Annotated in this window: 27 protein-coding genes; 16 read left to right on the forward strand and 11 right to left on the reverse strand. The window is 65.1% G+C overall.

Annotation, left to right across the window (positions count from 1 at the left end; genetic code table 11):
• Window positions 1-100 precede the first annotated feature (100 nt).
• The 4 genes from ACSFC7_RS13050 to ACSFC7_RS13065 form a co-directional block, all read right to left on the reverse strand.
• Window positions 101-799, reverse strand: coding sequence for a class I SAM-dependent methyltransferase (locus tag ACSFC7_RS13050; protein ID WP_436343210.1), 699 nt, complete (start codon window positions 797-799; stop codon window positions 101-103).
• A gap of 1 nt (window position 800) precedes the next feature.
• Complete coding sequence (locus ACSFC7_RS13055) at window positions 801-1,700, reverse strand: thiamine-phosphate synthase family protein (RefSeq protein WP_436343212.1); 900 nt, start codon at window positions 1,698-1,700, stop codon at window positions 801-803.
• 421 nt (window positions 1,701-2,121) lie between these two features.
• Window positions 2,122-2,724 (reverse strand): dCTP deaminase, encoded by a 603-nt coding sequence (gene dcd, locus ACSFC7_RS13060; protein WP_436343214.1) that lies wholly within the window; start codon window positions 2,722-2,724, stop codon window positions 2,122-2,124.
• Between the two features lie 137 nt (window positions 2,725-2,861).
• Complete coding sequence (locus tag ACSFC7_RS13065; RefSeq protein ID WP_436343216.1) at window positions 2,862-4,193, reverse strand: RNA-guided endonuclease InsQ/TnpB family protein; 1,332 nt, start codon at window positions 4,191-4,193, stop codon at window positions 2,862-2,864.
• Between the two features lie 322 nt (window positions 4,194-4,515).
• Between ACSFC7_RS13065 and ACSFC7_RS13070 the strand changes: the two genes are divergently transcribed.
• Window positions 4,516-5,331: a hypothetical protein gene (locus tag ACSFC7_RS13070; protein ID WP_436343218.1), complete on the forward strand. Its 816-nt coding sequence runs from the start codon at window positions 4,516-4,518 to the stop codon at window positions 5,329-5,331.
• A 61-nt stretch (window positions 5,332-5,392) separates the two neighbouring features.
• On the opposite strand, the gene ACSFC7_RS13075 is transcribed toward ACSFC7_RS13070, so the two are convergent.
• The gene (locus ACSFC7_RS13075; RefSeq protein ID WP_436343219.1) at window positions 5,393-5,956 is read right to left on the reverse strand and encodes a YIP1 family protein; all 564 of its coding nucleotides are present in this window, start codon (window positions 5,954-5,956) and stop codon (window positions 5,393-5,395) included.
• 240 nt (window positions 5,957-6,196) lie between these two features.
• Here ACSFC7_RS13075 and ACSFC7_RS13080 point away from each other — a divergent pair, with 240 nt between their 5' ends.
• The 3 genes from ACSFC7_RS13080 to ACSFC7_RS13090 all read left to right on the forward strand — a co-directional run bounded on the left by ACSFC7_RS13080 (window position 6,197) and on the right by ACSFC7_RS13090 (window position 9,888).
• Window positions 6,197-6,514: a hypothetical protein gene (locus tag ACSFC7_RS13080; RefSeq protein ID WP_436343220.1), complete on the forward strand. Its 318-nt coding sequence runs from the start codon at window positions 6,197-6,199 to the stop codon at window positions 6,512-6,514.
• Window positions 6,515-6,617: 103 nt separating this feature from the next.
• Entirely contained in the window at window positions 6,618-6,956 is a 339-nt protein-coding gene (pth2, locus tag ACSFC7_RS13085; RefSeq protein WP_436343221.1) for a peptidyl-tRNA hydrolase Pth2, read from the forward strand.
• Window positions 6,957-7,158: 202 nt separating this feature from the next.
• Window positions 7,159-9,888: a hypothetical protein gene (locus ACSFC7_RS13090; RefSeq protein WP_436343222.1), complete on the forward strand. Its 2,730-nt coding sequence runs from the start codon at window positions 7,159-7,161 to the stop codon at window positions 9,886-9,888.
• A 200-nt stretch (window positions 9,889-10,088) separates the two neighbouring features.
• Here the strand turns inward: ACSFC7_RS13090 and ACSFC7_RS13095 are convergent, their stop codons facing one another.
• From ACSFC7_RS13095 to ACSFC7_RS13105, 3 genes are all read right to left on the reverse strand, one after another.
• Window positions 10,089-10,331 carry a hypothetical protein gene (locus ACSFC7_RS13095; protein ID WP_436343223.1) on the reverse strand — a complete coding sequence of 81 codons (243 nt, stop codon included), beginning with the start codon at window positions 10,329-10,331 and terminating at the stop codon, window positions 10,089-10,091.
• 116 nt (window positions 10,332-10,447) lie between these two features.
• Complete coding sequence (locus ACSFC7_RS13100) at window positions 10,448-10,609, reverse strand: hypothetical protein (protein ID WP_436343224.1); 162 nt, start codon at window positions 10,607-10,609, stop codon at window positions 10,448-10,450.
• Between the two features lie 131 nt (window positions 10,610-10,740).
• On the reverse strand, window positions 10,741-10,980 hold the full coding sequence (locus ACSFC7_RS13105; RefSeq protein ID WP_436343225.1) for a PRC-barrel domain containing protein: 240 nt from the start codon (window positions 10,978-10,980) through the stop codon (window positions 10,741-10,743).
• Between the two features lie 139 nt (window positions 10,981-11,119).
• On the opposite strand from ACSFC7_RS13105, the gene truD reads away from it, so the two are divergent.
• Together truD and ACSFC7_RS13115 are read left to right on the forward strand one after the other, a co-directional pair.
• Complete coding sequence (gene truD, locus ACSFC7_RS13110; protein WP_436343226.1) at window positions 11,120-12,469, forward strand: tRNA pseudouridine(13) synthase TruD; 1,350 nt, start codon at window positions 11,120-11,122, stop codon at window positions 12,467-12,469.
• 77 nt (window positions 12,470-12,546) lie between these two features.
• A complete protein-coding gene (locus tag ACSFC7_RS13115) occupies window positions 12,547-12,852 on the forward strand; it encodes a hypothetical protein (protein WP_436343227.1) in 306 nt (101 codons plus the stop codon).
• 21 nt (window positions 12,853-12,873) lie between these two features.
• Here ACSFC7_RS13115 and ACSFC7_RS13120 read toward each other — a convergent pair whose 3' ends face one another.
• Together ACSFC7_RS13120 and ACSFC7_RS13125 are read right to left on the reverse strand one after the other, a co-directional pair.
• Window positions 12,874-13,218 (reverse strand): DUF7344 domain-containing protein, encoded by a 345-nt coding sequence (locus tag ACSFC7_RS13120; protein ID WP_436343228.1) that lies wholly within the window; start codon window positions 13,216-13,218, stop codon window positions 12,874-12,876.
• A gap of 95 nt (window positions 13,219-13,313) precedes the next feature.
• Window positions 13,314-13,973, reverse strand: a complete 660-nt coding sequence (locus ACSFC7_RS13125) for a helix-turn-helix domain-containing protein (protein ID WP_436343229.1) — start codon at window positions 13,971-13,973, stop codon at window positions 13,314-13,316.
• A gap of 210 nt (window positions 13,974-14,183) precedes the next feature.
• On the opposite strand from ACSFC7_RS13125, the gene ACSFC7_RS13130 reads away from it, so the two are divergent.
• The 8 genes from ACSFC7_RS13130 (at window position 14,184) to ACSFC7_RS13165 (ending at window position 18,000) form a co-directional block, all read left to right on the forward strand.
• On the forward strand, window positions 14,184-14,636 hold the full coding sequence (locus ACSFC7_RS13130) for a zinc ribbon domain-containing protein (protein WP_436343230.1): 453 nt from the start codon (window positions 14,184-14,186) through the stop codon (window positions 14,634-14,636).
• 34 nt (window positions 14,637-14,670) lie between these two features.
• A complete protein-coding gene (surE, locus tag ACSFC7_RS13135) occupies window positions 14,671-15,513 on the forward strand; it encodes a 5'/3'-nucleotidase SurE (RefSeq protein WP_436343231.1) in 843 nt (280 codons plus the stop codon).
• A gap of 68 nt (window positions 15,514-15,581) precedes the next feature.
• Entirely contained in the window at window positions 15,582-16,337 is a 756-nt protein-coding gene (locus tag ACSFC7_RS13140; RefSeq protein WP_436343233.1) for a DUF2103 domain-containing protein, read from the forward strand.
• A gap of 110 nt (window positions 16,338-16,447) precedes the next feature.
• A complete protein-coding gene (locus tag ACSFC7_RS13145; RefSeq protein ID WP_436343235.1) occupies window positions 16,448-16,660 on the forward strand; it encodes a hypothetical protein in 213 nt (70 codons plus the stop codon).
• A gap of 39 nt (window positions 16,661-16,699) precedes the next feature.
• The gene (locus ACSFC7_RS13150; protein ID WP_436343237.1) at window positions 16,700-16,963 is read left to right on the forward strand and encodes a 50S ribosomal protein L37ae; all 264 of its coding nucleotides are present in this window, start codon (window positions 16,700-16,702) and stop codon (window positions 16,961-16,963) included.
• A 16-nt stretch (window positions 16,964-16,979) separates the two neighbouring features.
• On the forward strand, window positions 16,980-17,114 hold the full coding sequence (locus ACSFC7_RS13155) for a DNA-directed RNA polymerase subunit P (RefSeq protein WP_117365043.1): 135 nt from the start codon (window positions 16,980-16,982) through the stop codon (window positions 17,112-17,114).
• Window positions 17,115-17,123: 9 nt separating this feature from the next.
• Window positions 17,124-17,390, forward strand: coding sequence for a KEOPS complex subunit Pcc1 (locus ACSFC7_RS13160; RefSeq protein WP_436343239.1), 267 nt, complete (start codon window positions 17,124-17,126; stop codon window positions 17,388-17,390).
• A gap of 115 nt (window positions 17,391-17,505) precedes the next feature.
• Window positions 17,506-18,000: a DUF2243 domain-containing protein gene (locus ACSFC7_RS13165; protein WP_436343240.1), complete on the forward strand. Its 495-nt coding sequence runs from the start codon at window positions 17,506-17,508 to the stop codon at window positions 17,998-18,000.
• 36 nt (window positions 18,001-18,036) lie between these two features.
• Here ACSFC7_RS13165 and ACSFC7_RS13170 read toward each other — a convergent pair whose 3' ends face one another.
• A complete protein-coding gene (locus ACSFC7_RS13170; RefSeq protein WP_436343242.1) occupies window positions 18,037-19,113 on the reverse strand; it encodes an iron transporter in 1,077 nt (358 codons plus the stop codon).
• Window positions 19,114-19,221: 108 nt separating this feature from the next.
• Between ACSFC7_RS13170 and ACSFC7_RS13175 the strand changes: the two genes are divergently transcribed.
• On the forward strand, window positions 19,222-19,623 hold the full coding sequence (locus ACSFC7_RS13175; protein ID WP_436343243.1) for a prefoldin subunit beta: 402 nt from the start codon (window positions 19,222-19,224) through the stop codon (window positions 19,621-19,623).
• Window positions 19,624-19,878: a DUF3194 domain-containing protein gene (locus ACSFC7_RS13180; protein ID WP_436343244.1), complete on the forward strand. Its 255-nt coding sequence runs from the start codon at window positions 19,624-19,626 to the stop codon at window positions 19,876-19,878.
• The last annotated feature ends 32 nt before the right edge of the window (window positions 19,879-19,910 follow it).

The following is a 19,910-nucleotide window of genomic DNA, read 5'->3' on the forward strand; positions in this document are numbered from 1 at the left end:
GCCGGGAACCTGACGTTGAGCCGTCTCAGAAGCGTCGCTCGAGGCGGCCGCCTTTCGAATCGCCCCCTCGCTCGAGGTGCCCGTCATTCGAGCCGTCCCCTCACTCGAGTCGCCCGCCGGTCAACCGCACGACGCCAAAGACGTGCGTCTCGTCCGCGACGGCTGCAGAACGCTCCCGCAGCCGCCCGTGTGCGGCGTCGATCTTCGCGTCGAGTCGACGGTCCGGCTCGTTTTCGTAGCGCAGTTTCGTCGTCGGCGGCGTCGAGAGGATAACGATCGCCTTGAAGGCGGCGTTGACCGGCGGCGCGTACCACTCGTCGGTCCGGGCGGCGTTGGCGAGGACGACGTGCCCGTCGGGACCGACGAGGTCACACCAGTCGTCGACCGCGCCAGCGGGGTCCTGGAGCATTCCGACGACGAACGTCGCGAGGAGCGCGTCGACGTCCTCGACGTCGAGCGGCGGCTGGGTCGCGTCGGCTCGAACCACGTGGACGTTGTCGTACTCGGCCGTCAGTTCTCGAGCGCGCTCGAGCACCGGCCCGGTGAAGTCGATCCCGACGACGGTCCCGTCGGGGCCGACCCGTTCGCGGAGAGAGGGGAGGTTCGCGCCCGTTCCACAGCCCATCTCGACGACGGTGTCGCCGGGTTCGAGCCGACAGGCGGCGGCCGCCCGCCGGCGCAGCGCCGGGATTCCGGGGGTTCGTCTCGCGATGACGTCGTAGAGGTGCGCCCAGCGGCCGTAGAATTCCTGCGCCGTCTCCGGCTCCATCCGGGGGAGCTTCGATCTGAGGTCCGCCATCTCAGATCAGCGACCGGACCGTGTCGGCGACCGATTCCGCGTCCGATCCCAGGACGTAGATCAGCGGCTCGATCCCCATCCCGCCGGTCTGGTAGAGCACCGTCGCCTCGGGTTCGTCTTCGATGGCCGCCCCGACGCTCGAGGCGACGTCGCTTCCCTCGTCGAACTCGGCGGTGACGTGGCCGCTCTCGGTCAGTTCGGCGAGCAGCTTCCGGTCGTACGTGATGTTGATCGCCGCCGACACGTCGGCGCCGTGATCTCGCGCGGCGAGCAACACGGACGCGACGTGTTCGGAGACGCCGAACTCGGGATCGGACGGCACCGTCGCCTTCCCCTTGACGTCGAAGACGCGGCCCGGGACGCCCGCGACGTCGTCGACGTCTTCGGCGTCGGGAATGCAGGCGACCAGGTTCGAGCCGACCGCGGGAATCAACGTCGCGAAGCCGCTGGCGTTCTCGAGGATGCGCAGCCCGCGCCGGAGCGAGGAGAGCACGCGCTCGCTCGTCCGCAGATCGCTCTCGGGGTCGTGGACGCGGAAACTCGAGCCGTGGTCCGCGAGTTCGGGGACGGCCTCCTCGTGGAGTTGCGCGAGGAGGTCGCCGCCGGTCTCTAGCTCCCGGACGAGTACCTCGATCTCGATCAGCGCCTGGACGGGCGTGATATCGCTCGCCGCCAGTCCGTCGGCGAGTTCCTCCACGAGCCGCTCGACGCGCTCGTCGCCGGCGATCCGGTCGTTGGTCGCGACGTCGCCGTGTGCGTACTTCGAGACGGCGCTCTGGCTGATCCCGAGGACGTCGGCGACCTCGCTCTGAGTCAGCCCACGGCCCCGGAGTGCCCCGGCCAGCAACGACCGAACCGTCGGCAGAAACTCGTCGACGACGATTTCTTCGACGAATTGCATTGCCGGAGGCTACGGCCGCCGTCAAAATAACTTGTGGGTCTCGAGAGCGGCGTTTGTGTCGGTTATTTCGGACGATATCTCCGCGGTGGTGTGCGCTGAGTCGCGGTGAGTGTGAGCGAGGTCCGAACGGAGTGAGGGCCTCGAAAGTGAATAGTGCGGGACCGGAGGTCCCACAGACCATGCGAACGGGCGCTGCGAGGCGGTTGCACCGCCTCGAGTTCGCGGCGCGTCGCGCCGCGCACGGCCCGTGAGCAAATATCACGAGCGACTGCGTGGAAGACGCGAAGCGTCTTTCTGTGGATGAACGAGCGTCCTATGGACGCGAGTAAATCGGCTGGGGAGGGCGTGGAAATCCTGGTGGCCACGATAACAGCGTGTTCGCCGTCGGTATCGAGACGCAGATACGACAGTGCACCGATCGTTACTCGTTTCGATCGAGTTGGTCCCCGCCGAACTCGTCGTCGCTCTGAATTCGGGAGGCCTGCGGGCCGTTCTGGTCCTGGTACTTCGAGCCGCGGTCGCTGCCGTACGGCCGCTCGGCTTCCGTCTTCAGTTCCGTGAAGGTCAACTGCGAGATCCGCATCCCCGGCGTCAGCGCGACGGGAGCCGTTCCGAGGTTCGATAGCTCGAGGGTAATCTGCCCGCGATAGCCCGGATCGCACAGCCCCGCCGTCGCGTGCACCACCACGGCGAGCCGACCCAGCGACGAGCGGCCCTCGACGTGGGCGATCAGGTCCGCGGGGATCTCGACGCGCTCGTAGGTCGTCCCCAGCACGAAGTCGCCGGGATGGAGGATGAAATCGTCCCCGTCTTCGACGACGGTCTCGGTGACGTACTCGTCGACCTCCTGTTCGGAGTTCGGGTGAATACAGGGGATGTTCGTCCGCTGGAACTCGAGGAACTCCTCGCCCAGCCGGAGGTCGACGCTCGCCGGCTGAATCTGGAGTTCGAGGTCGTCGAGGGGGTCGACGACGAGGTCGCCGTCCTCTAAGCGCTGCAGGATGTCCGCGTCGGAGAGGATCATATCGAGTAGGAGCGAACACGGGGTCCTAATACTGTCGGATGACATCCTCCGCGGCGTGAACAGAGAGGGAGCTTCGCTCCCTCAAGCAGTCGGGCTACGCCCGACGACGCCGCGGTTTCCCGTACCGCGTTGGGATATTAGGGTTCGCGGTCCACGACCTGTTCTCGCGGGGCGAAACGGCCCTCACTACGGTCGAACAGGCGAACCGCTGGCTGTGCCATCCAGCCGTTATCCCTATCCCGGCCACCGTCAGTGGCGAGATTCGGGAGTACCTTTCGTCTGATATTCTCGGCCCCGTTAATGTCTGCATTGGCGACTGTTCCACAGTCGTCACAGACGTACAACCCCCGCTCGATGCGCTGGTTCCCGTCTTTCGTCCCACACGTCGAACACGTCTTGGACGTATCTCGCTCAGATTCCCGTTTGACTGAGATACCTTCGTCCTCGGCTTTGTATTCGAGCATCGACGTGAAGCGGTCGAACGCCCACCCGTGAAGGTTGAGGTTGCCCTGGTCGCCCCAGTTGCGGGCGTCACCGTTCTCGTCGTCGCGGATACCGCCGAGATCACCGACCACGATGGTTCCGACGCTTCTCTTGGCGCATTCCGAAACGATATGTTTCGAGAGCGCATGCAAGAAGTGGCTTCGGCGTTCGGTCTGTTTCCGGTCGAGTCGGCGCGCTTCTCGGGAGGTTGAATCGTCGCACTTCGCTCGCTCTTTGGCGAAGTAGTAGATATCCTCCTTGAGCGCGCCACCAGGATATAACGTCGCTTCGTCGCCATACGAGACGGTGGCGAAGTTGCATATCCCGAGGTCGATACCGGCGGTTCGGTCGCCCGAGGAACTGGTTTCGACCTCATGCCGTTCGCAAGACGTGCTACGTCTTGCGTGCCAATCAGAAATCACAGATTTCTGATGACGACAGACGATATGCAAGCGCCACTCGCCGTGTTCGTAGACGGCACGAACCAGTTGGACGTTCTCGACCTTGGTGTCCGGTCGGGTTTCGTATTCGCACAGAAGGAAGTCCGACCAGTGTGCTTTGAGGTTCCGTCCTTTCGAGAGGCGGATACGTCCGTTCTTTGGGTCGTGCTTAAAGCCGTCTTCTTTGAACGTGACGGTTGAACGAGGGTGGTCGTCGCCGTGTTTTCGGTAGCCGGGCGGATTCGCGTTCTGATTCCCGTTTCGGCGGTGGCCGTACCACGATTTGAACGCCTCAGACAATTCTTCAAGAACTGCCTGACTTGACTGTGCGTTGAGGTCAGTGTAGCGTTCGTTACCTTTGAGGTACGACTTAAGCGTGCCTTCGCCGGGAACCGTCCCCGTTTCGTCCCAAATGCGCCCGATGGTCCACCGGGCAACATTCCAGAGTTTCGAGGCAGCGAATCCGAGCGAATCGAGACCGTCGCGGACCTGTTGCTGGTTGCGTATGGACGCAACGTGGGTCCGGGTGACGGTCCTTTTCGCCATACATAGCCTATGTCGGTGTATGGAGTTATAGGTTGGCCGTGCGGGGTGAAAGTGAATATCCCGCCCGCCACCGACGGCAGTTGCGCAACGGAGCTTACGCGATTCACGCCCGCTCTTCGGCCTCCGGCCTCAGGACGGGAATTCTCTCGCTGTTGAGAGATAGAAGTCAGCGAGCGGTCGGTCTCGAACGCCCGACTGACCGATCTTCGAGTCGGTCCGGCAGTATCACTCGCCCGATCCAACGACGGGAACGTGATAGAAATTCGGACTCTCTTGTTTTCGGCCCGAATCGATTAGTACGACGGATCCCGAACGCCATTCCATGGCGGGGCAACGAGAGCGGTTCAACGGCGACACGCGGTTGTTGCACCAGCGAGCGGTCAGAATACCGCTTCCCGACGTGGACGCCGAGCGGGTGTTCCACGAGAATATGCTGACTATCGCGGAGGCTATAGAGCGGAAGGCGGACCTGCTCGCGGACCCGGACGTTCCACTGCTTAGCGCCTACGAGGCGGAGCTCGATCACGCCAGCGAGAGCTTCGAGCGCCGGCTGCGGCGGATCGCGGGCGACGACTACGAGGAGGTCGCGATGGCGTACTACCGGGGCGAGCGCGACGACCGAATCGCCGAGATCGCGGCGTACTACTTCGAAGGGGCCTGGCGGATCCAGCAGCGAGCCACCGTAACCGACATGGTGTACGCCCCGCTGCTCGTGCGCTATCCCGACTGCTTCACGCTGAACATTCGCTTCGCCAGCGGACACACCACGCCGGAGTCGATCCACTACGAGTCGCCGGCCCACTCCGCCGAGGAGCTAGCCGACGAGTACGTCGAGACCTACTACGAGGAGAGCCAGTACTCACAGCGGCAAGCGGCGGCGTACGTCAGGGACGCCGCGGCGATGATTCGCGAGGAGTTCCCCGACCCGGACGAGACCTCCTTCGAGGAACGGAAGTACGGCGGTATCGTCTCGGCGGGGGGCCGCCGAGGGTCGGTCTTCTCGACGGTAGCTAAACGCGTCGATCCCGATCCCAATCGGTTTTCGGAGCCGGCCACCGAGCCGACGCTCGTCGAAGCGGGAGCGGAGGCGAGACGGACAGAGCGAGACCTTCGTCTCGAGGGCGAGATTATTCACTGAGATCCGACGGACATGGACACGGGTGTCGCCCGTTTGGTCCGACCAACGGTGCCGATCGGTACTACGTCGCAACCGGGAGCAGCAACAGCCCCGCACAGATCCCTCCCGTGAGCAGGGCCGTCGACGTTGCGGTCGAGCGCTCGAGGCCGGACCCGTACCGGAGCCCGCCCCGCCAGATGTAGGCGGCCCAGCCGCAGGCGAGTAGCGTGAGCGGGACGAACAACCAGAGGTCGGGTTCGGGGGGAACGGCGGCCGAATCGATCTCGAGTGCCGAAGCCGCGTACAGGAACAGGTTCGAAACCGCCTCTCCGGCCAGCAACGGGACGAGTCCCCACGCGGCGAGAGCCAGGGCGTCGGCCGGCTCGAGGTCGGCACCGAGCGCGTGGCCGAGTCCGTACAGCAGAATTGTCGGAACCACCCAGTAGAGCAGCGTCGCCTCGAGCGTCTGGAGCAGATACCGCAGCGTCACGGGTTCGACCGCGATCTCGCCGGTAACTCGCCAGAGCAGTCCAACCGCGAGAGAGCCGAGCCAGTAGACGACCACGAGCGCGACCGCTCGCGTGAGGGAACCGGCGTCCGCTCGAGCGAAGTACTCGTCGGGGTCGACGAGCGGCGTGGACGGCATATTTCGACCCACTAACTAATTCGGTAAAGTAGTTGGGATCCCGACTGGTGGTCACACCGACCGCACGACGGAGCGGCTCGGAGGCGTTCCGCACGAAGATTCTCGAAAGCGTACGTTCGGGACTGGGTCGTGAGCCAGCACACCCGTTCGCAAAATCCCCTGCGAGATGATGGATGCGGAGTCCACCGAACCGGGCGTCGATGAACACGCCTAACTAGTTCAGAGAAGCTTGAAGAACAAGTGGACTATATCGACGGCGGCACGGCGGTAGACGCAGCCCTGCTCATGGCGAAAGCAGTTGGTGTGGGCATCGTGTTGTTTCTCCCCTTCGGCTGGGCACTCGAGAGTGGCTCTCCCGTTATCGGCCTCGTTGTATGGCTTATCGGCATCTGGTGGGTGCTCTATCTGCTCCTCAACCACGTCGAGCGACGGATCGAAGAGAAGAGCAACCAGGACACCGGACCCGAAGCGATCGAAGAGAAGAGCAACGAGGACACCGGGCCCGAAACGGGTGATAGCGTAACCGAAACGCCAGCGGAGCACGAGTGTGGACAGTAAACTTCGTCCTGTGAACCGCCGTGGCGGCGGCGTACTACTCTGCGGGTCGGGAGTACACCGGTTTTCAGTGGCAACTATAGGGGTCCGCGTTCTCGCCTCTGTCATGAAACAGGCCATCGTCGCCCGCACTGACATCGGCATGGGACAGGGAAAGCTCGCCGCACAGGTCGCCCACGCGTCGCTGTCGGCCTACGAGAAGGCGGACGACCAGCTCCGGAGCCAGTGGAAACGGGGCGGCCAGAAGAAGGTCGTCCTCAAAGGCGAGAGCGAACGCCAACTGCACGAACTCTCGGCCATCGCCGACAGCGAGGGAATCCCGAACGCGGTCGTCAGGGACGCGGGGCACACCCAACTCGAGCCCGGAACCGTCACCACGCTCGCCGTCGGTCCGGCGGCGGACGACCGGGTCGATGCCGTGACCGGCGAGCTATCGCTGTTCTGAGCGACGACTGTCGAATCGCGCCACACCCGCGTACCGGGGGCTGTGGCGACGGCTGACCCGCAGCGAGTCCAGACCACGGGGCATCGAGTCCCGCTCCCAGTCACCTTGGCCCTCGGCGGTGCGGAACGGGGGCTCTCCGGTATCTTGGACGGCAGTTAATGTCATAGAAAAATATTTACAGGGCCTCTTAGATATAGTACACGTGAAACGTCCCTCCAGACGGAGCTTCCTCACCAGTAGCGCCGTCACGGCAGTCGGCTTCGCCGGCATCACGGGCGGATCGTACGCACAACAACTCGAGAGTCTCGACGTCGACGTCCCCGACGGGGCCGCGGGTGCACTCGCACTGGTCCCGTCGGAGTCGGCCGCGGATACCGACTACCGGATGGTGATCCTCGCCGACGTCGCGGACGCCGAGGACGAGCACGGCTACGAGGTAGGGCGAGTCCTTCGATCGTTCGACGACCTCGACGTCGGTGACGTCTCCCACGTCGCCGCGGGTCACAGCATGGATCCTCCCGGCCAGCTCGGCGTCGCGGTCGGCTCCTTCGACCAGCCGAAACCGGGCGAGGAGACCGACGAACAGGACGACTGGCGGCTCGCCGAAGCGACCGATCGCGCGTACGCGACCGCGGAAGACCGTGCGGCGGTCGCCCACGGCGACGAGGCCGCGGCGCTGACGAGCGCGGCCGTCGACGTCGATGCGGGCGACGCCGAGGCATTTCTCGACGCTCACGAGGACGCGGGTACGGCGTTCGAACTGCTCGGCGACCAGCCGCTCGTCTACTTCGCGCCGGACGTCGAGCAGGTGGGCTTCCCCGGCATCGACTCCGACACCCTCGACGCGTTCGCAGCGGGCTTTGCGGACGATCCGAATACGTTCGAGGGGACCGTCGAGAACCGATACGCCCTGTTCCCGGCCGACGGCAGCGACCTCGACGACGAGACCGCCGAAGCGATCGTCGCCGAACTGGAACCCGGCGTCGTCGCCGAGATCGATATCGATCGCGAAGACGACCTCGTTCACGCGACGGTGGTCGCCGAGGAGCCGCCGGAGCGCGACCGCGAGGCGGCACCCGACGCGCAAATCGTCGCCGAGGTCGACCACGACGAGGGCGTCGTCGTCTTCCGTCACCGCGGCGGAGAGCCGGTCGATGCCGACGACCTCGAGCTGTGGCACGACGGCGAACGCTCCGACGACGGCCCGGCCGCGACGTTCGACGTCTTCGAAGAGGGCGACGAACTGACCGTCGCCACCGACCCCCTCGCCACGGTCACCCTCCGCTGGTTCGACGAGGACGCAAACGCGTTCTACACGTACGCCAGCTACCTCGTCGGACGGGACTCCTTCGAGGCCGACTACGACTTCGACACGGAGCACCTGGCGATCGAGTACGTCGGCGATCGGGAGGCCGATCCGTCGAAGCTGACTCTTCAGTCCTACTCCGACGTCGATGTGGAGTCGCACGACGGCTTTGCCGACGAGTACGACGCGCTGACCGCGGGTGACGCGGTCAGCGTCGAGGGCGTCGGCGTCGGCGACCACGTCTCGCTGGACCTCGACGTGCCGAACGAACCCCGCCGATCCCCGACGCAACTCCTCAGCCACCGGGTGCGTCCGCCGCGAGTCTTCCTCCACCGCTACCGGGATCGCGGTGTCGTCGCACAGTATCACGACGAGCGGGAGCGCGACGCGGCGGCGTTCCGCCTGCTGGTCGACGGTCAGGAGGCCGAGACGCAGTTTACCGACCTCGTGGACACCCTCGAGCGCGGCGACGACGTCGAACTCGGCGACTACGACATCGGCACGCAGCTCACCGTCGAGTGGACCGCGCCGGACGAGCCGATGGAGGTCGGTGAGCTGGTCGTGCGTCCGAACGCGCGAGTCACCATGGAGTACGACGGCGACAGCGGCGAGCTGACGGTGGCCCACGACGACGGCGACGCCGTCGACGCCGACGACCTCGAACTGCGCGTCGGTGGCGAACCGACGCCCGTCCAGCCGGCCGACGAGTACGATCGGTTCGAGCCAGGCGACGAACTGACGGTCGAAGCGGAGCCGTTCGCAGAAGGGACCCTCTCGTGGGCCACTGCAGACATCGACCGAGAGTACACGCTCGGTCGGACGGTGACCGCTGCAGACGCCTTCGAGGCAGCCTACGATCCCGACGCCGACGAGGTCGAACTCTCCTACGTCGGCGAGCAGGAGGCCGACCCCGAGCGACTGGGTATCAACCGCCGAGTTCCGGGTTCAGCTACCGCCCACGAGCCGGAGTCGCTGTTCGCCGACGAACACGACACGCTCACGACGGGCGACGCGGTCGTACTGTCGGATGTCGAGGTCGACGAGCGCATCACCATCGTCCTCCACGACGACGAGGGCCGGTACCGCCACCACGTCTTCAACTTCACACCGAAGCCTCGATTCGCGTTCTCCTTCGAATCCCGGGACGGTAGCATCGTCGCCGTCTACCGCGATACGGTCGCCCGCAGTAGCACCGAGTTCCGGGTCCTCGCGGACGGCGAAGCGACTGCCGTGCAGCCGGACGACGAGCACGACGAACTCGCCGGCGGCGACGAGATCGATCTCGGTGAGTTCGAGACCGGAACCGAACTCGTCGTCGAGTGGACCGTTGCGGACGACCCCGTCGAGGTGAGCGACCACGTTATCACACCGAACGCCGAGTTCGAGGTCGACTACGACGAGGAGGACGAGACGCTGACCGTCACCCACGAGGGCGGCGACGAACTCGAGGCCGACGAGGTCCAGCTGTTCATCCAACCAGTGAACTCCGAGCCGACACCGTGGGGCGACGACGGCACCGTCGAGGAGGGTGACAGCCGGACGGTCGAACTCGAGACCGATCCGGAGTTCGTCTTCGTCGTCTTCCGCGAGCGCGAACTGCTCCACGAGGAGCAACTCGGCGACTGATCGACGACTCGTCGCCGTGCTGGGCGACGGGACACGACTTCTTCGTGCCGGTTCGGCTGTCGGAACGAGCGATCAATTTTCGTCCGAGCACCTGCCTCACGGCTCGAGCGGCGGGAGCGGGGAATCGTTACGGACTCGGAATCCGCATCGATGTGGACCGTAGTCGCGAAGACAGATAGCGAACGCCGAGGCAACGGTGATCAGTACAGCCACCACGCCGCCCCGAGCAGTCCCGCCGACAGGACGATGGCACCGACGCGAGCCGTCCGTTCCTCGAGCGGGCCGTCGATAGCCGACAGCGCGAGCACGACGAGGGGGACGGACAGGATGCCGATCACGAACCCCGGTCCGAGACGGTCTCCCGCCACGAGCGAGACGAGACCGATTCCGACGGCGAGTCCGACCGTCAGCGCGAGCGCCTGTCGGACGTCTTTCACGTCCATACGTCCCATTCGGTCGACCTGTCGATAACGAGTTCGGTTTCGGGAGTGGAGAGTCGAGTGAACGGACGTGGTAACTGAGAAGTCGCGAACGAGAGTCGTCTCCCGCGAGAGACTGGTCAGTCAGCGACGGACTGCTCGCCGGTGAGATCGTACTCCGAGACGAAGTGACTGACGACCTCGCGGTGCGTGTGGCTCCCGACGAGATGGTCGTCGAGGCTGCGGTCGGGAGCTAACGTCTCCTGACAGATCGGACACGTGGCCGGCATCTGGAATGTCATGTTCCGATATTCAGGTTCAGCAGCCAAACCGAAACAGCCTGCATACGCTCACCGGAGCGGTTCGATCCGGGATCGTCGCCGCGGAGAACGGGTGTGAGGAGTATCGAGACGAGCGGCGAGGACGGCCGTGACTACAGTCGGCGCATCCGAATCTCGTCGTCCGTAATCGCCTCGACGTTCTCGGTGTCGAGCGCGTAGGTGTCCTCGTCCGCATCACCCCAGCCGAGTTTCGATTTGACGTTGTCCGTGATACCCGGGTCGGGATTGACGTAGACGTCTCCCGCTTCGACGTGTTCGACGATCCCGATCGCGTCGCCGTTTTCGTTGACGACACGCTTGCCTTCGTCGTCGCTCGTGAATGTCGCACACATTGTTCTCGACCGATCGAACAGACAACCGGAATCACCGTCAGTCCTATACATGGGAATGCTTGGCAGGGGCGTCGCTCGAGCCCCGTCGCTGCAAGAACGAACCGATTTACCTCCGGCTGCCGAAGCGTCGCCAAGTAGTATGCGTCCGGCACACCCCACAGAGCAGGCCGTCGGGATGGAACACTACGCCAGCGACGCCGACGGCGTCGGCGGCCAACTGCGCGAGGACGACGAACACTTTCGCGTGCGCGAACTCGAGCGCTTCGCGACCGAACCGGTCGACGCGCCCACGGACGCGTACCCCCACCTCGTCTTCCGGGTGACGCTGTCGGGCTGGGACACGAACGACTTCGCCTCGCGACTCTCCGACGCGCTCGGCATGTCCCGAGAGCGCGTCAACTGGGCCGGCACGAAGGACAAGTACGCGGTGACGACCCAGCTGTTCTCGGTCTACGGGGCCGACCCCGAGGATCTCCCGGACGTCGACGGCGCGGAGGTGGAGGTGGTCGGACGGGCGGGCCGGTCGCTCGAGTTCGGCGACCTCGCGGGAAACGCGTTCGAACTCGTGGTCAGCGATCCCGACAGGCCCGCGAACGCGGCCGAAATCACGGACGAACTGCACGCCTTCGGCGGGCTCGAATCCCCCGACGCTGCTGGGGTCTCGATCGGCGTCCCCAACTTCTTCGGCCAGCAGCGCTTCGGCAGTCGTCGCCCGGTGACCCACAAAGTGGGCCTCGAGATCGCCCGCGGAAGCTGGGAGGGTGCCGTGATGGCCTACCTCGGAAACCCGACGGACGAGGAACCGGAGGGGACACAGGAGGCTCGCGCGTTCGTCCAGGAGACCCGCGACTGGCAGGAGGCCCTCGAGCGCTTCCCCAATCGCTTGCGCTACGAGCGCTCGATGCTCCACGGGGTCGTCGAGTGCGACGGCGAGCCGGGTCCGGAGGAGTTCAGAGCCGCCCTCGAGCGCGTTCCCTCGAACCTCCAGCGACTGTTCGTCCACGCCGCCCAGTCGTACGCGTTCAACCTGATGCTGAGCGAGCGCCTCGAGCGCGGCCTGCCGTTCGACGAACCCGTCGAAGGGGACGTGGTCTGCTTTTCGGATACCGACGCGCCCGAGGGTCTCGAACTGCCCGACACCGACCGTCTCCAGCGGGTCGACGAGCGCCGCGTCCGGTCGGTGACGCGTCACTGCGAGCGCGGCCGGGCGTTCGTCACCGCGCCGCTCGTGGGAACCGAAACCGAACTCGCGGACGGCGAAGTGGGCGAGATCGAGCGGCGCGTGCTCGACGACCTCGATCTGGCACCCGAGGACTTCGATCTCCCCGGCGAGTTCCACTCGACCGGCACCCGACGCGCGATTCTGGTGCGGACCGATCTCGAGTCCGAGACCGACCCCCTCACGCTCTCCTTTGCGCTCCCGAAGGGGTCGTACGCGACGGTCGTGCTGCGGGAGTACCTGAAGGTGGATCCGGTGGATCTCGGGTGACGATGTCGAGACGCGAAGGAGCGTTATACTACCCTCACGAGTAGAACCACTACCGACGAATCGACAGGACACCGAGTATGATTGGAACGACGGACGACCGTCACATCGTCGACTGGCAGAAGCGAGACGTGGACGGCGAGACTGCGTACGAGATCGAGTACAGCGAACCGCTTTCGGAGCCCGTGATCCGGAATCCGCCGCGGTTCGGCCCAACGAGCGGCGGGACGGTTCCGAACGGTGAGCAGGTCGTTCGGCTGCCGGACGGCGAGCGGATTCCCGCGGCCGAGGTGGCCCTCGAGGTCGACGGAACGACGCTTCGGGTTCGGCGACGGGAGCCGTCCGTGTGGACTCGCGTTCGACGACGGATCCCGTTCGTCAGATGAGCGGCCACTCGGAGCGTCGTCTCAGTCGCGATGTCGCCTCGAGACGGCGTCCAGTAGATCGTATGCGACGTCGGCATCGGTGCCCCTCTCGACCGTCCCCGTCTCGGAGTCGTAGCGAATCACTCCCGCGTCTGCCATCAGCGGTAGATGGTGGTGGTGGAGTGCGATCTCGATCTGGGTCGTTTCCTCGAACTGTTCGCCGCCGTCCGCCTGATATCTCTCCGAATCGGCGAGGGACCGCACGACCGCATCGACCGTTTCCATCTCGGTTCCTCTGAGCGTCTCCAGAACGGCTCGTCGCAGTGGGTGCGAGAGGATCCCATAGAGACGGTCAACGGGATTGCCATTCCCTCTATCAGCGTTCATTGTACGAACGCTAAATTACACTCACTGTTCCGACTGCAGGTGGTCATAACAACCACTTTATTACCGGAATCGAGGGATCGGTGAATCTCGCGCGATTAGAACCGTTCGCCCGGGTTGAGCAAGGCGCCCTGAAGAACCTTCTCCGCACCACGACGAACGAGCTTCGAGGCTGCCTGCTGGGAGATTCCCACCTCGTCGGCGATCTCGGAGAGCGTGGTCTCTCGAGGAACGCTATAGTAGCCGTTCTGGACGGCGAGAACGATCGCCTCGCGTTGTTCGGGTGTCAGATCGAATATGCGGCCCGCTCGTGAGGCTTCGGCGAGCGTGTACACGCGTTCGACGTGAATGGAGATCGCCCGTTCGGTACAGAAGTTGTAGAACTGACCGAGCAGGTCGTGGTTCGGAAAGCGCACGCGAAAGTTCCAGCCGTTTTGCATCGTCATCGCTTCGAGAACGACCGCCTCCGTTTCCGCGAGCCCGTCGAGGAGGCCGTCGACGTTGCGAGCCCACTCGGCACGATACAACGCCGTCTCGTCGATTCGGTCGAGCCTCGTAATGCTCTCGATATCCGGATCGGAGAGAACGTGCCGTTCGAATCCGTCGAAGTCCGTCCCGGTCGCCCAGAAGTAGGGGACGACCCGGTTGCCCGTCGGAACGATCGCTTCGAGTTCGATGGCCATCTCCTCGACCGTTTCGAGGGCTGACCCGAAGACGAACTCCTCGGTTGAGAGGGTGAATTCGACGATAACGCTCATACCAGCGGTTCCGTTCGAATCGGCTTTACAGTGACCCCGGGACGTGCACGTTTTCCGATGAGTATCGACGTCACTGCGCGCCGATAATACCGTTCGAGACGGGAGTTCTGTTCTCGACAGTTATCGCGAAAACGCCGTGACAATCACCTTTCGAAACAGGTCTCGAGTCCTGACAACCGGTTTTTGCCCGTTCGATTCCTACACCCCTCCATGAGAAGCACCCGTTTGCAACGCCAGATCGACGACCTCGTGGCACAGGGTTGGACCATCGAGGACGAGCACCGCGACCGCGTCGTGATGGTCGACCGGGAGTTCGGCACGGTCGGCTCGCACATCCTCGTCGCGGTTCTAACCGCCTGGTGGACGATGGGAGTCGGCAACGTCCTCTGGGGGGCGTACAACTACGTCTCGAACTCGAGGCGACAGGTCCTCTGGGACGAGACGACCGGCTGTCCGTCCTGTGGAGCGGACGTCTCCGTGGACGCGTCGTACTGTCGATCCTGCGGCGAGGACCTCGAGGCTCGAGCGGACCGAGAGTCGGTCGACGAGAATGGATTGGTCTGTCCGGAGTGTGAGGCGATGGTCTCCGAGGGGGCACGATACTGCCGGTCCTGTGGTACGAAGCTCGCGGACGCGCTGGGACCCGAGGCGAGCGCCGAATAGGTACTCGTATCCACGCCGAATCCGAAGCCAGGGTATGGACGCGGACGACCAACCGGAGATTCTCCTGACGAACGACGACGGGATCGACGCGCCGGGCATTCGAGCGCTGTACGACGCGCTCTCCGAGGTCGGCTCGGTCACCGTCATCGCGCCCGATCGAAACCAGAGCGCCGTCGGTCGGTCGCTGTCGTACGGTCGGACGGCGACGGACGACGACGACCCGGAACTGACGACGAGCATGGCCGACGGGCTGTTCACCTCGCCGGTCCCCCACGCCGACCACGAACTCGGCTACGCCGTCCGCGGGACGCCCTGTGACTGCGCCATCGTCGGCGTCAACGCGCTCGAGCCCGAGCCCGATATCGTCGTCTCTGGCTGTAACTCCGGCGCGAACCTCGGAGCCTACGTCTTCTCGCGGTCCGGAACCGTCAGCGCCGCGATGGAGGCGGCCTACCTCGACACGCCGTCGATCGCCGTCTCCATGGACACGCTCGGCATCGAACGGGACCTCGAGCCGGCCGACTTCGAACGCGCGGGCGAAATCGCCGCGACGCTCGTGGCCGGTGTCCCCGGAACGGGGCTGTTCGACCGCGTGGATTACCTGAACGTCAACGTCCCGCGGCCCGACGTCGAGCCCAACGGCTTCGAACTGACCCGACCGACCGAGGTCTACGAGATGGACGCCACCATCGAGGACGGCGGCTTCCAGTTGACCAACCGCCTCTGGCAGCAGATGGCCAACCGGGACATTCCCGATCCCGACGACACCGACCGTCACGCTCTACTCGAGGGCAAAGTCTCAGTCTCCCCGATGCGGGTCCCCTTCGACGTCGTGGAGACGGACGCGGTTCGGACGATTCTCGAGAAGATCCTGTAGCAGCCCAAACGGTCGAGCGCCGCAATCGAAAACGCGGTCATTTTACACGCGTCTCTCGAACCACGGTTATGGAGTGTCGCCACTGCGCCTCGCCGCTCGAGAAACCCGGCGATTTCTGTCTGGTCTGCCGGGAGACCAACACCGCGGCGATCGTCCTCGAGGCGGGGCGCGAACGGACGACACTAACGATGCTTGCAGACGACAGCGACGAGGACACGGCGACGGCGAGCGAACCTGCCGATCCGGTACTGGGTGAGACGACGATTACGACGACGCCCGAGGAGGGCGAGAACGAGGTCGTCGAGTTGCGGAACTTCGCGGGGCTGATCGGCGACGAGATCCGCCGCAAGCGCCCCGAAGAGGTCTACGCCGGCGGCGAACGGGCGGTGATTCAGGCCGTCCGCGAGGATATCCACCACCCGTTCTACCGCGTCGCGGACGACGATCCCGTCGAGGCGGTCCTCGAGCGCCGCGGGGAACCCGCACTCGACGTGGTCGAGACGCCGCCGGCGGAGAAGATCGGCGGCAGTCACACCACGCTGATCGGCGGCCGCACGGGGATGCGGGCGATCCACACCGTCGCTGACCACCCCCACGTCAAGAAGGTCATCCCGGGACCCATCGATGCCGGCGGGAAAGGCTCCCAGTCGGGACTTCGGGCAAAAGTTACCCGCGCCGACGACGGCGGCAACGTTCGCATGCTCCTCCGGGACGGCTCGAGCGTGCAGGAAAACCGGGTCGTGACGACCGCTCCTGGCCGGGAGATGGGCGAACGGATCCGCGAGGATCTGAACGACGTGCTGTCCGACGCGGAGTTCCGGTAACCGGGCCGTCGACCCACATCGTGCAAGAACTGTCACGACCTCACGGAAGTGACACTGGCTGCTGGTTCTCGGACCCTTTTCCGACCGGCGGTAATGAGATATAATTAGCCATGTTCGAACGACCCGACGCCGTCCTGGCTGCGATTCCGCTGCTCGCGATGAGTGGCCTCGTCGTCCGAACGGCCATCGCGGTGACGGGTGTCGGAACGGGGCTCCTCGCCGCACCGCTGGCCCCGGTCGGCTACCTCGCCGCGCTCGCGCTGGTCTTCCGGGAACTGCTCACGGGTCCGGTCGCCGAACGGATGGAGAACGGATCGGCGTAACTCAACAGGTTTAAGAATCCGCTGACGATAGCTACCACCATGTCTGATAAAGGAGACGTCGGGAGTGCAGGCCGCTTCGGCGCACGTTACGGTCGCGTTGCCCGACGTCGCGTCAGCGAGATTGAAGACGACATGAACAGCGCACAGGTCGACGGTGACGACGTCAAGCGCGTCGGTACCGGCATCTGGAAGAACGAGGAGACCGGCGAGGTTTTCACCGGCGGCGCCTACCGCCCCGAGACCCCCGCCGGCCGAACCGTCAAGCGCTCGATCCGCGCTGCACTCGCCGAAGACAGCGAATAATCCCCTTTCACCCTGTATGAGTTACAAGTGCTCCCGCTGTAAACGCGACGTCCAGATCGACGAGTACGGTGGCGTCCGCTGTCCGTACTGTGGCCACCGCGTGCTCCTGAAAGAGCGCAGTCGCGACGTCAAGGAAGTCGACGTCAACTAACGACCGCGCGTGTCTTCTCACGACGCAACCCTCGAGTTCGACTACGAGACCCCGGCTCGCGCCGCGCTCGTCGCCGAGAGCGTCGCCCGCGAGATCGGCGAGATCGACGACGACCGCTCGCGGACGACGATCGATCGCGAGGGGGCGACCGTCAGGGTCGACGTCGTGGCCGCGGACGTAATCGCCCTTCGAGCGGCGCTCAACACCTGGTTCTCGCTGATCGACGTGGCCGAGCGAACGGCCGAAATCGGCGACGCGGCGCTCGCGGATCGTTGAGCGACCGGTCGCGTCGAAGCGGCTCGAGTGAGTGCCGGTCCACTCGAGGATAGACCCTGCTACGCGCGGCAGTTGCGGGCTTTCGTTTTTTCGCCGCTGCCGTCGTGGGTATCGTATGACGACAACCGGCAGTACGCGTCGTCGGCTCCTGCTGGCCGGCGGAACGATCGGGTTCGGGTTCGGCGCCGTCGTCGATACCGTCATCTTTCACCTGACGTTCCAGACGCACCACCTCCTCTCGGGGTACTACGATCCGTACAGCCTCGACGGACTGCGAACGAACGTCATGTTCGACGGGCTCTTCCTGCTGGCCACGCTCGGGATCACGGCCGTCGGGATCGGACTGCTCTGGGCTACCGTCAACGGAACTACCGAACGGCTCTCGACGCGCTACCTCGTCGGCTGGATCGTCGTCGGGGCCGGCGTGTTCAACGTCTACGACGGCATCGTCGACCACTACGTGCTCGACCTGCACAACGTCGTCCACGGAACCGAAGCGTGGAATCCCCACTGGGTCGCCGTGAGCGTCCTGCTGCTCGCACTCGGGCTGGGTATCCTCTGGACGGCCGACGGACACGTCCCGTCCACCGAGACGGGCCAGCCCGAGTGACGGATCAGCGACCCCGAGTCGACTGACGCGATGACGTCAGCCGTCACCGAGGGAGATCGTCACCGCGGTCGATTCGAGAAACGCGGTCTCGTACCCCTCGTGGCGAGCCACCTGCGGAGGCGTCTCGAGTTCGATCGACAGTTCGTCGCCGCGCTCTACGACCGCCGGATCGACGGGAGCGCCGTAGTAGTGGCCGTACCGCGGGTCGATCGTCTCCTCGAGCGAGCCGTCGGCGATCCGCTCGCCGCTCCGAGAGATCGTCGCCGAGAGCGCTGCGAACGGAAGCGGATACCGGTTGTACGGCGTCCGCGCCATCACTGCGAGTGCCGAAGACTCCGTTCCGCTCCCGTCGTCTTCGACGAGCGCGGCGCTGTAGACGGTATCGTCGCCCGTTTCAGATCCGAGTCGAGTCGCGCCCTCACCGTCGAACGCCGTCTCGCCACGGTCCCCGTCGTGCTCTCCCATCGGCGCAACCGCGTCGGGTTCGCCGCGACCCTCGTCCTCGTCAATCAGCCGGCGCTCGAGTCCCTCGATTCCGGCGGCTTCGTACTCGAACTCGAGGTCGACGGTCGTCGGCTCTTCGAGGTCGCCGAGGGAGCCGACCGGTTCGGCGCTCGTCGGCCCGATCCGAATCGTCGCCGTGTAGGTGCCGTCGTCGTCGAGCGGGACGTTGTCGCCGTAGTGTGGTCCCATACGCTGGGAGAGCATCGGCCAGAGATCCCGCTGATCGATCCGGTCGCCGTTGGCGCCCTCGCTTCCGCTCCGGATCCGCGTCGTCACCGGCGCGGGGACGATCGCGCCCGTCTCCGCGTCCCTGACGTCGACCATCAGGTGGAGCGCGTGTCGCGATCGAACGTCGGCCCGACTCCGTTCTGCGCCGGTGGCGACCCAGAACGAGTGAGGTCGCGTCGCCAGGAGCGTGATTTCGCGTCCGACCGCGGTCGTCGACCCGTAGGGAACCGTCTCGTCCGTGTGTGGCGGAACGTAGACGCCCTCAGGCGGGTCGACCACGAGTTCGCGCCAGGCGTCCTCCCGGCGAAGCGTCTCGAGGCAGCCGGCCGCCCCCGTTGCGAGCAGACAGCCGCCGGTAGCGAGCGCCTCGCGCCGTCGCATCGTCACTCCCACACCGGCTCGGCAAAAAGACGTGTGGGCTGCTGTCGACGGCTCCGCTCGCCGACGTCAAAGCTTGGCTTTATCAGTGCGGAGGGCGACGGTCGAGATATGCAAGGCAATCTCCCACCGGAAGCACAGGAGAAAATCGAACAACTGCAGGACCTTCAGGAGACGGCCCAGACGGTCGCCATGCAGAAGCAGGAAGCCGAGTCGAGCCTCTCCGAGGCCGAAAACGCTCTCGAGGAACTCGAGAACATCGACGAGGAGACCGGCATGTACCGAAAGGTCGGCGAGCTGCTCGTCGAGACCGAGTACGACGCGGCCGAGGAAGACCTTCAGGACAAGGTCGACTCCCTCGAGATCCGACTCGAGACCCTCGAAAAGCAGGAAGATCGAGTCCAGGAGCAGTTCGAGAGCCTCCAGGACGAACTCGAAGAGATGCTCGGCGGCGCGGGCGGCGGCATGGGCGGCCCGGCAGGCCCAGGCGGACCAGGCGCAGGCGGCGCATAAATGCCGACCGGCGAGCCGACGGACGACGAGGTCGTCCAGACGGCCTCCGACGCTGCGGAAGGCTACGTCTTCTCGCAGTACAAGCAGTCCGAGGTGCGTGATCTCGACGTCACCGTCACCTTCGAGGAGGGCGTCCTCGAGGTCGACGTCTATCTGAACGCACCCGAGACCGAGGACGGACCCGATCCCGAACAGATCGCCGACGACGCAGCGCTCACCGCGCGTGAGGCGGTCGACGAACTGTTCGACGAATAGCGGATTCCCTTCTTCGACGACCGGTTCACGTA

This window comes from Natronorubrum halobium, assembly GCF_051351675.1.
GTDB lineage: Archaea > Halobacteriota > Halobacteria > Halobacteriales > Natrialbaceae > Natronorubrum.

Excerpts from the sequence above, each read along its gene's own strand:
- ACSFC7_RS13150 (WP_436343237.1), top strand. The coding sequence starts at position 16,700 with ATGTCTGATAAAGGAGACGTCGGGAGTGCAGGCCGCTTCGGCGCACGT.
- dcd (WP_436343214.1), bottom strand. The coding sequence starts at position 2,724 with ATGATCCTCTCCGACGCGGACATCCTGCAGCGCTTAGAGGACGGCGAC.
- ACSFC7_RS13165 (WP_436343240.1), top strand. The coding sequence starts at position 17,506 with ATGACGACAACCGGCAGTACGCGTCGTCGGCTCCTGCTGGCCGGCGGA.
- ACSFC7_RS13065 (WP_436343216.1), bottom strand. The coding sequence starts at position 4,193 with ATGGCGAAAAGGACCGTCACCCGGACCCACGTTGCGTCCATACGCAAC.
- ACSFC7_RS13180 (WP_436343244.1), top strand. The coding sequence starts at position 19,624 with ATGCCGACCGGCGAGCCGACGGACGACGAGGTCGTCCAGACGGCCTCC.
- ACSFC7_RS13145 (WP_436343235.1), top strand. The coding sequence starts at position 16,448 with ATGTTCGAACGACCCGACGCCGTCCTGGCTGCGATTCCGCTGCTCGCG.
- ACSFC7_RS13115 (WP_436343227.1), top strand. The coding sequence starts at position 12,547 with ATGATTGGAACGACGGACGACCGTCACATCGTCGACTGGCAGAAGCGA.
- ACSFC7_RS13140 (WP_436343233.1), top strand. The coding sequence starts at position 15,582 with ATGGAGTGTCGCCACTGCGCCTCGCCGCTCGAGAAACCCGGCGATTTC.
- ACSFC7_RS13130 (WP_436343230.1), top strand. The coding sequence starts at position 14,184 with ATGAGAAGCACCCGTTTGCAACGCCAGATCGACGACCTCGTGGCACAG.
- ACSFC7_RS13095 (WP_436343223.1), bottom strand. The coding sequence starts at position 10,331 with ATGGACGTGAAAGACGTCCGACAGGCGCTCGCGCTGACGGTCGGACTC.
- ACSFC7_RS13100 (WP_436343224.1), bottom strand. The coding sequence starts at position 10,609 with ATGACATTCCAGATGCCGGCCACGTGTCCGATCTGTCAGGAGACGTTA.
- ACSFC7_RS13125 (WP_436343229.1), bottom strand. The coding sequence starts at position 13,973 with ATGAGCGTTATCGTCGAATTCACCCTCTCAACCGAGGAGTTCGTCTTC.
- ACSFC7_RS13055 (WP_436343212.1), bottom strand. The coding sequence starts at position 1,700 with ATGCAATTCGTCGAAGAAATCGTCGTCGACGAGTTTCTGCCGACGGTT.
- ACSFC7_RS13105 (WP_436343225.1), bottom strand. The coding sequence starts at position 10,980 with ATGTGTGCGACATTCACGAGCGACGACGAAGGCAAGCGTGTCGTCAAC.
- ACSFC7_RS13075 (WP_436343219.1), bottom strand. The coding sequence starts at position 5,956 with ATGCCGTCCACGCCGCTCGTCGACCCCGACGAGTACTTCGCTCGAGCG.
- truD (WP_436343226.1), top strand. The coding sequence starts at position 11,120 with ATGCGTCCGGCACACCCCACAGAGCAGGCCGTCGGGATGGAACACTAC.
- ACSFC7_RS13170 (WP_436343242.1), bottom strand. The coding sequence starts at position 19,113 with ATGCGACGGCGCGAGGCGCTCGCTACCGGCGGCTGTCTGCTCGCAACG.
- surE (WP_436343231.1), top strand. The coding sequence starts at position 14,671 with ATGGACGCGGACGACCAACCGGAGATTCTCCTGACGAACGACGACGGG.
- pth2 (WP_436343221.1), top strand. The coding sequence starts at position 6,618 with ATGAAACAGGCCATCGTCGCCCGCACTGACATCGGCATGGGACAGGGA.
- ACSFC7_RS13175 (WP_436343243.1), top strand. The coding sequence starts at position 19,222 with ATGCAAGGCAATCTCCCACCGGAAGCACAGGAGAAAATCGAACAACTG.
- ACSFC7_RS13050 (WP_436343210.1), bottom strand. The coding sequence starts at position 799 with ATGGCGGACCTCAGATCGAAGCTCCCCCGGATGGAGCCGGAGACGGCG.
- ACSFC7_RS13155 (WP_117365043.1), top strand. The coding sequence starts at position 16,980 with ATGAGTTACAAGTGCTCCCGCTGTAAACGCGACGTCCAGATCGACGAG.
- ACSFC7_RS13120 (WP_436343228.1), bottom strand. The coding sequence starts at position 13,218 with ATGAACGCTGATAGAGGGAATGGCAATCCCGTTGACCGTCTCTATGGG.
- ACSFC7_RS13070 (WP_436343218.1), top strand. The coding sequence starts at position 4,516 with ATGGCGGGGCAACGAGAGCGGTTCAACGGCGACACGCGGTTGTTGCAC.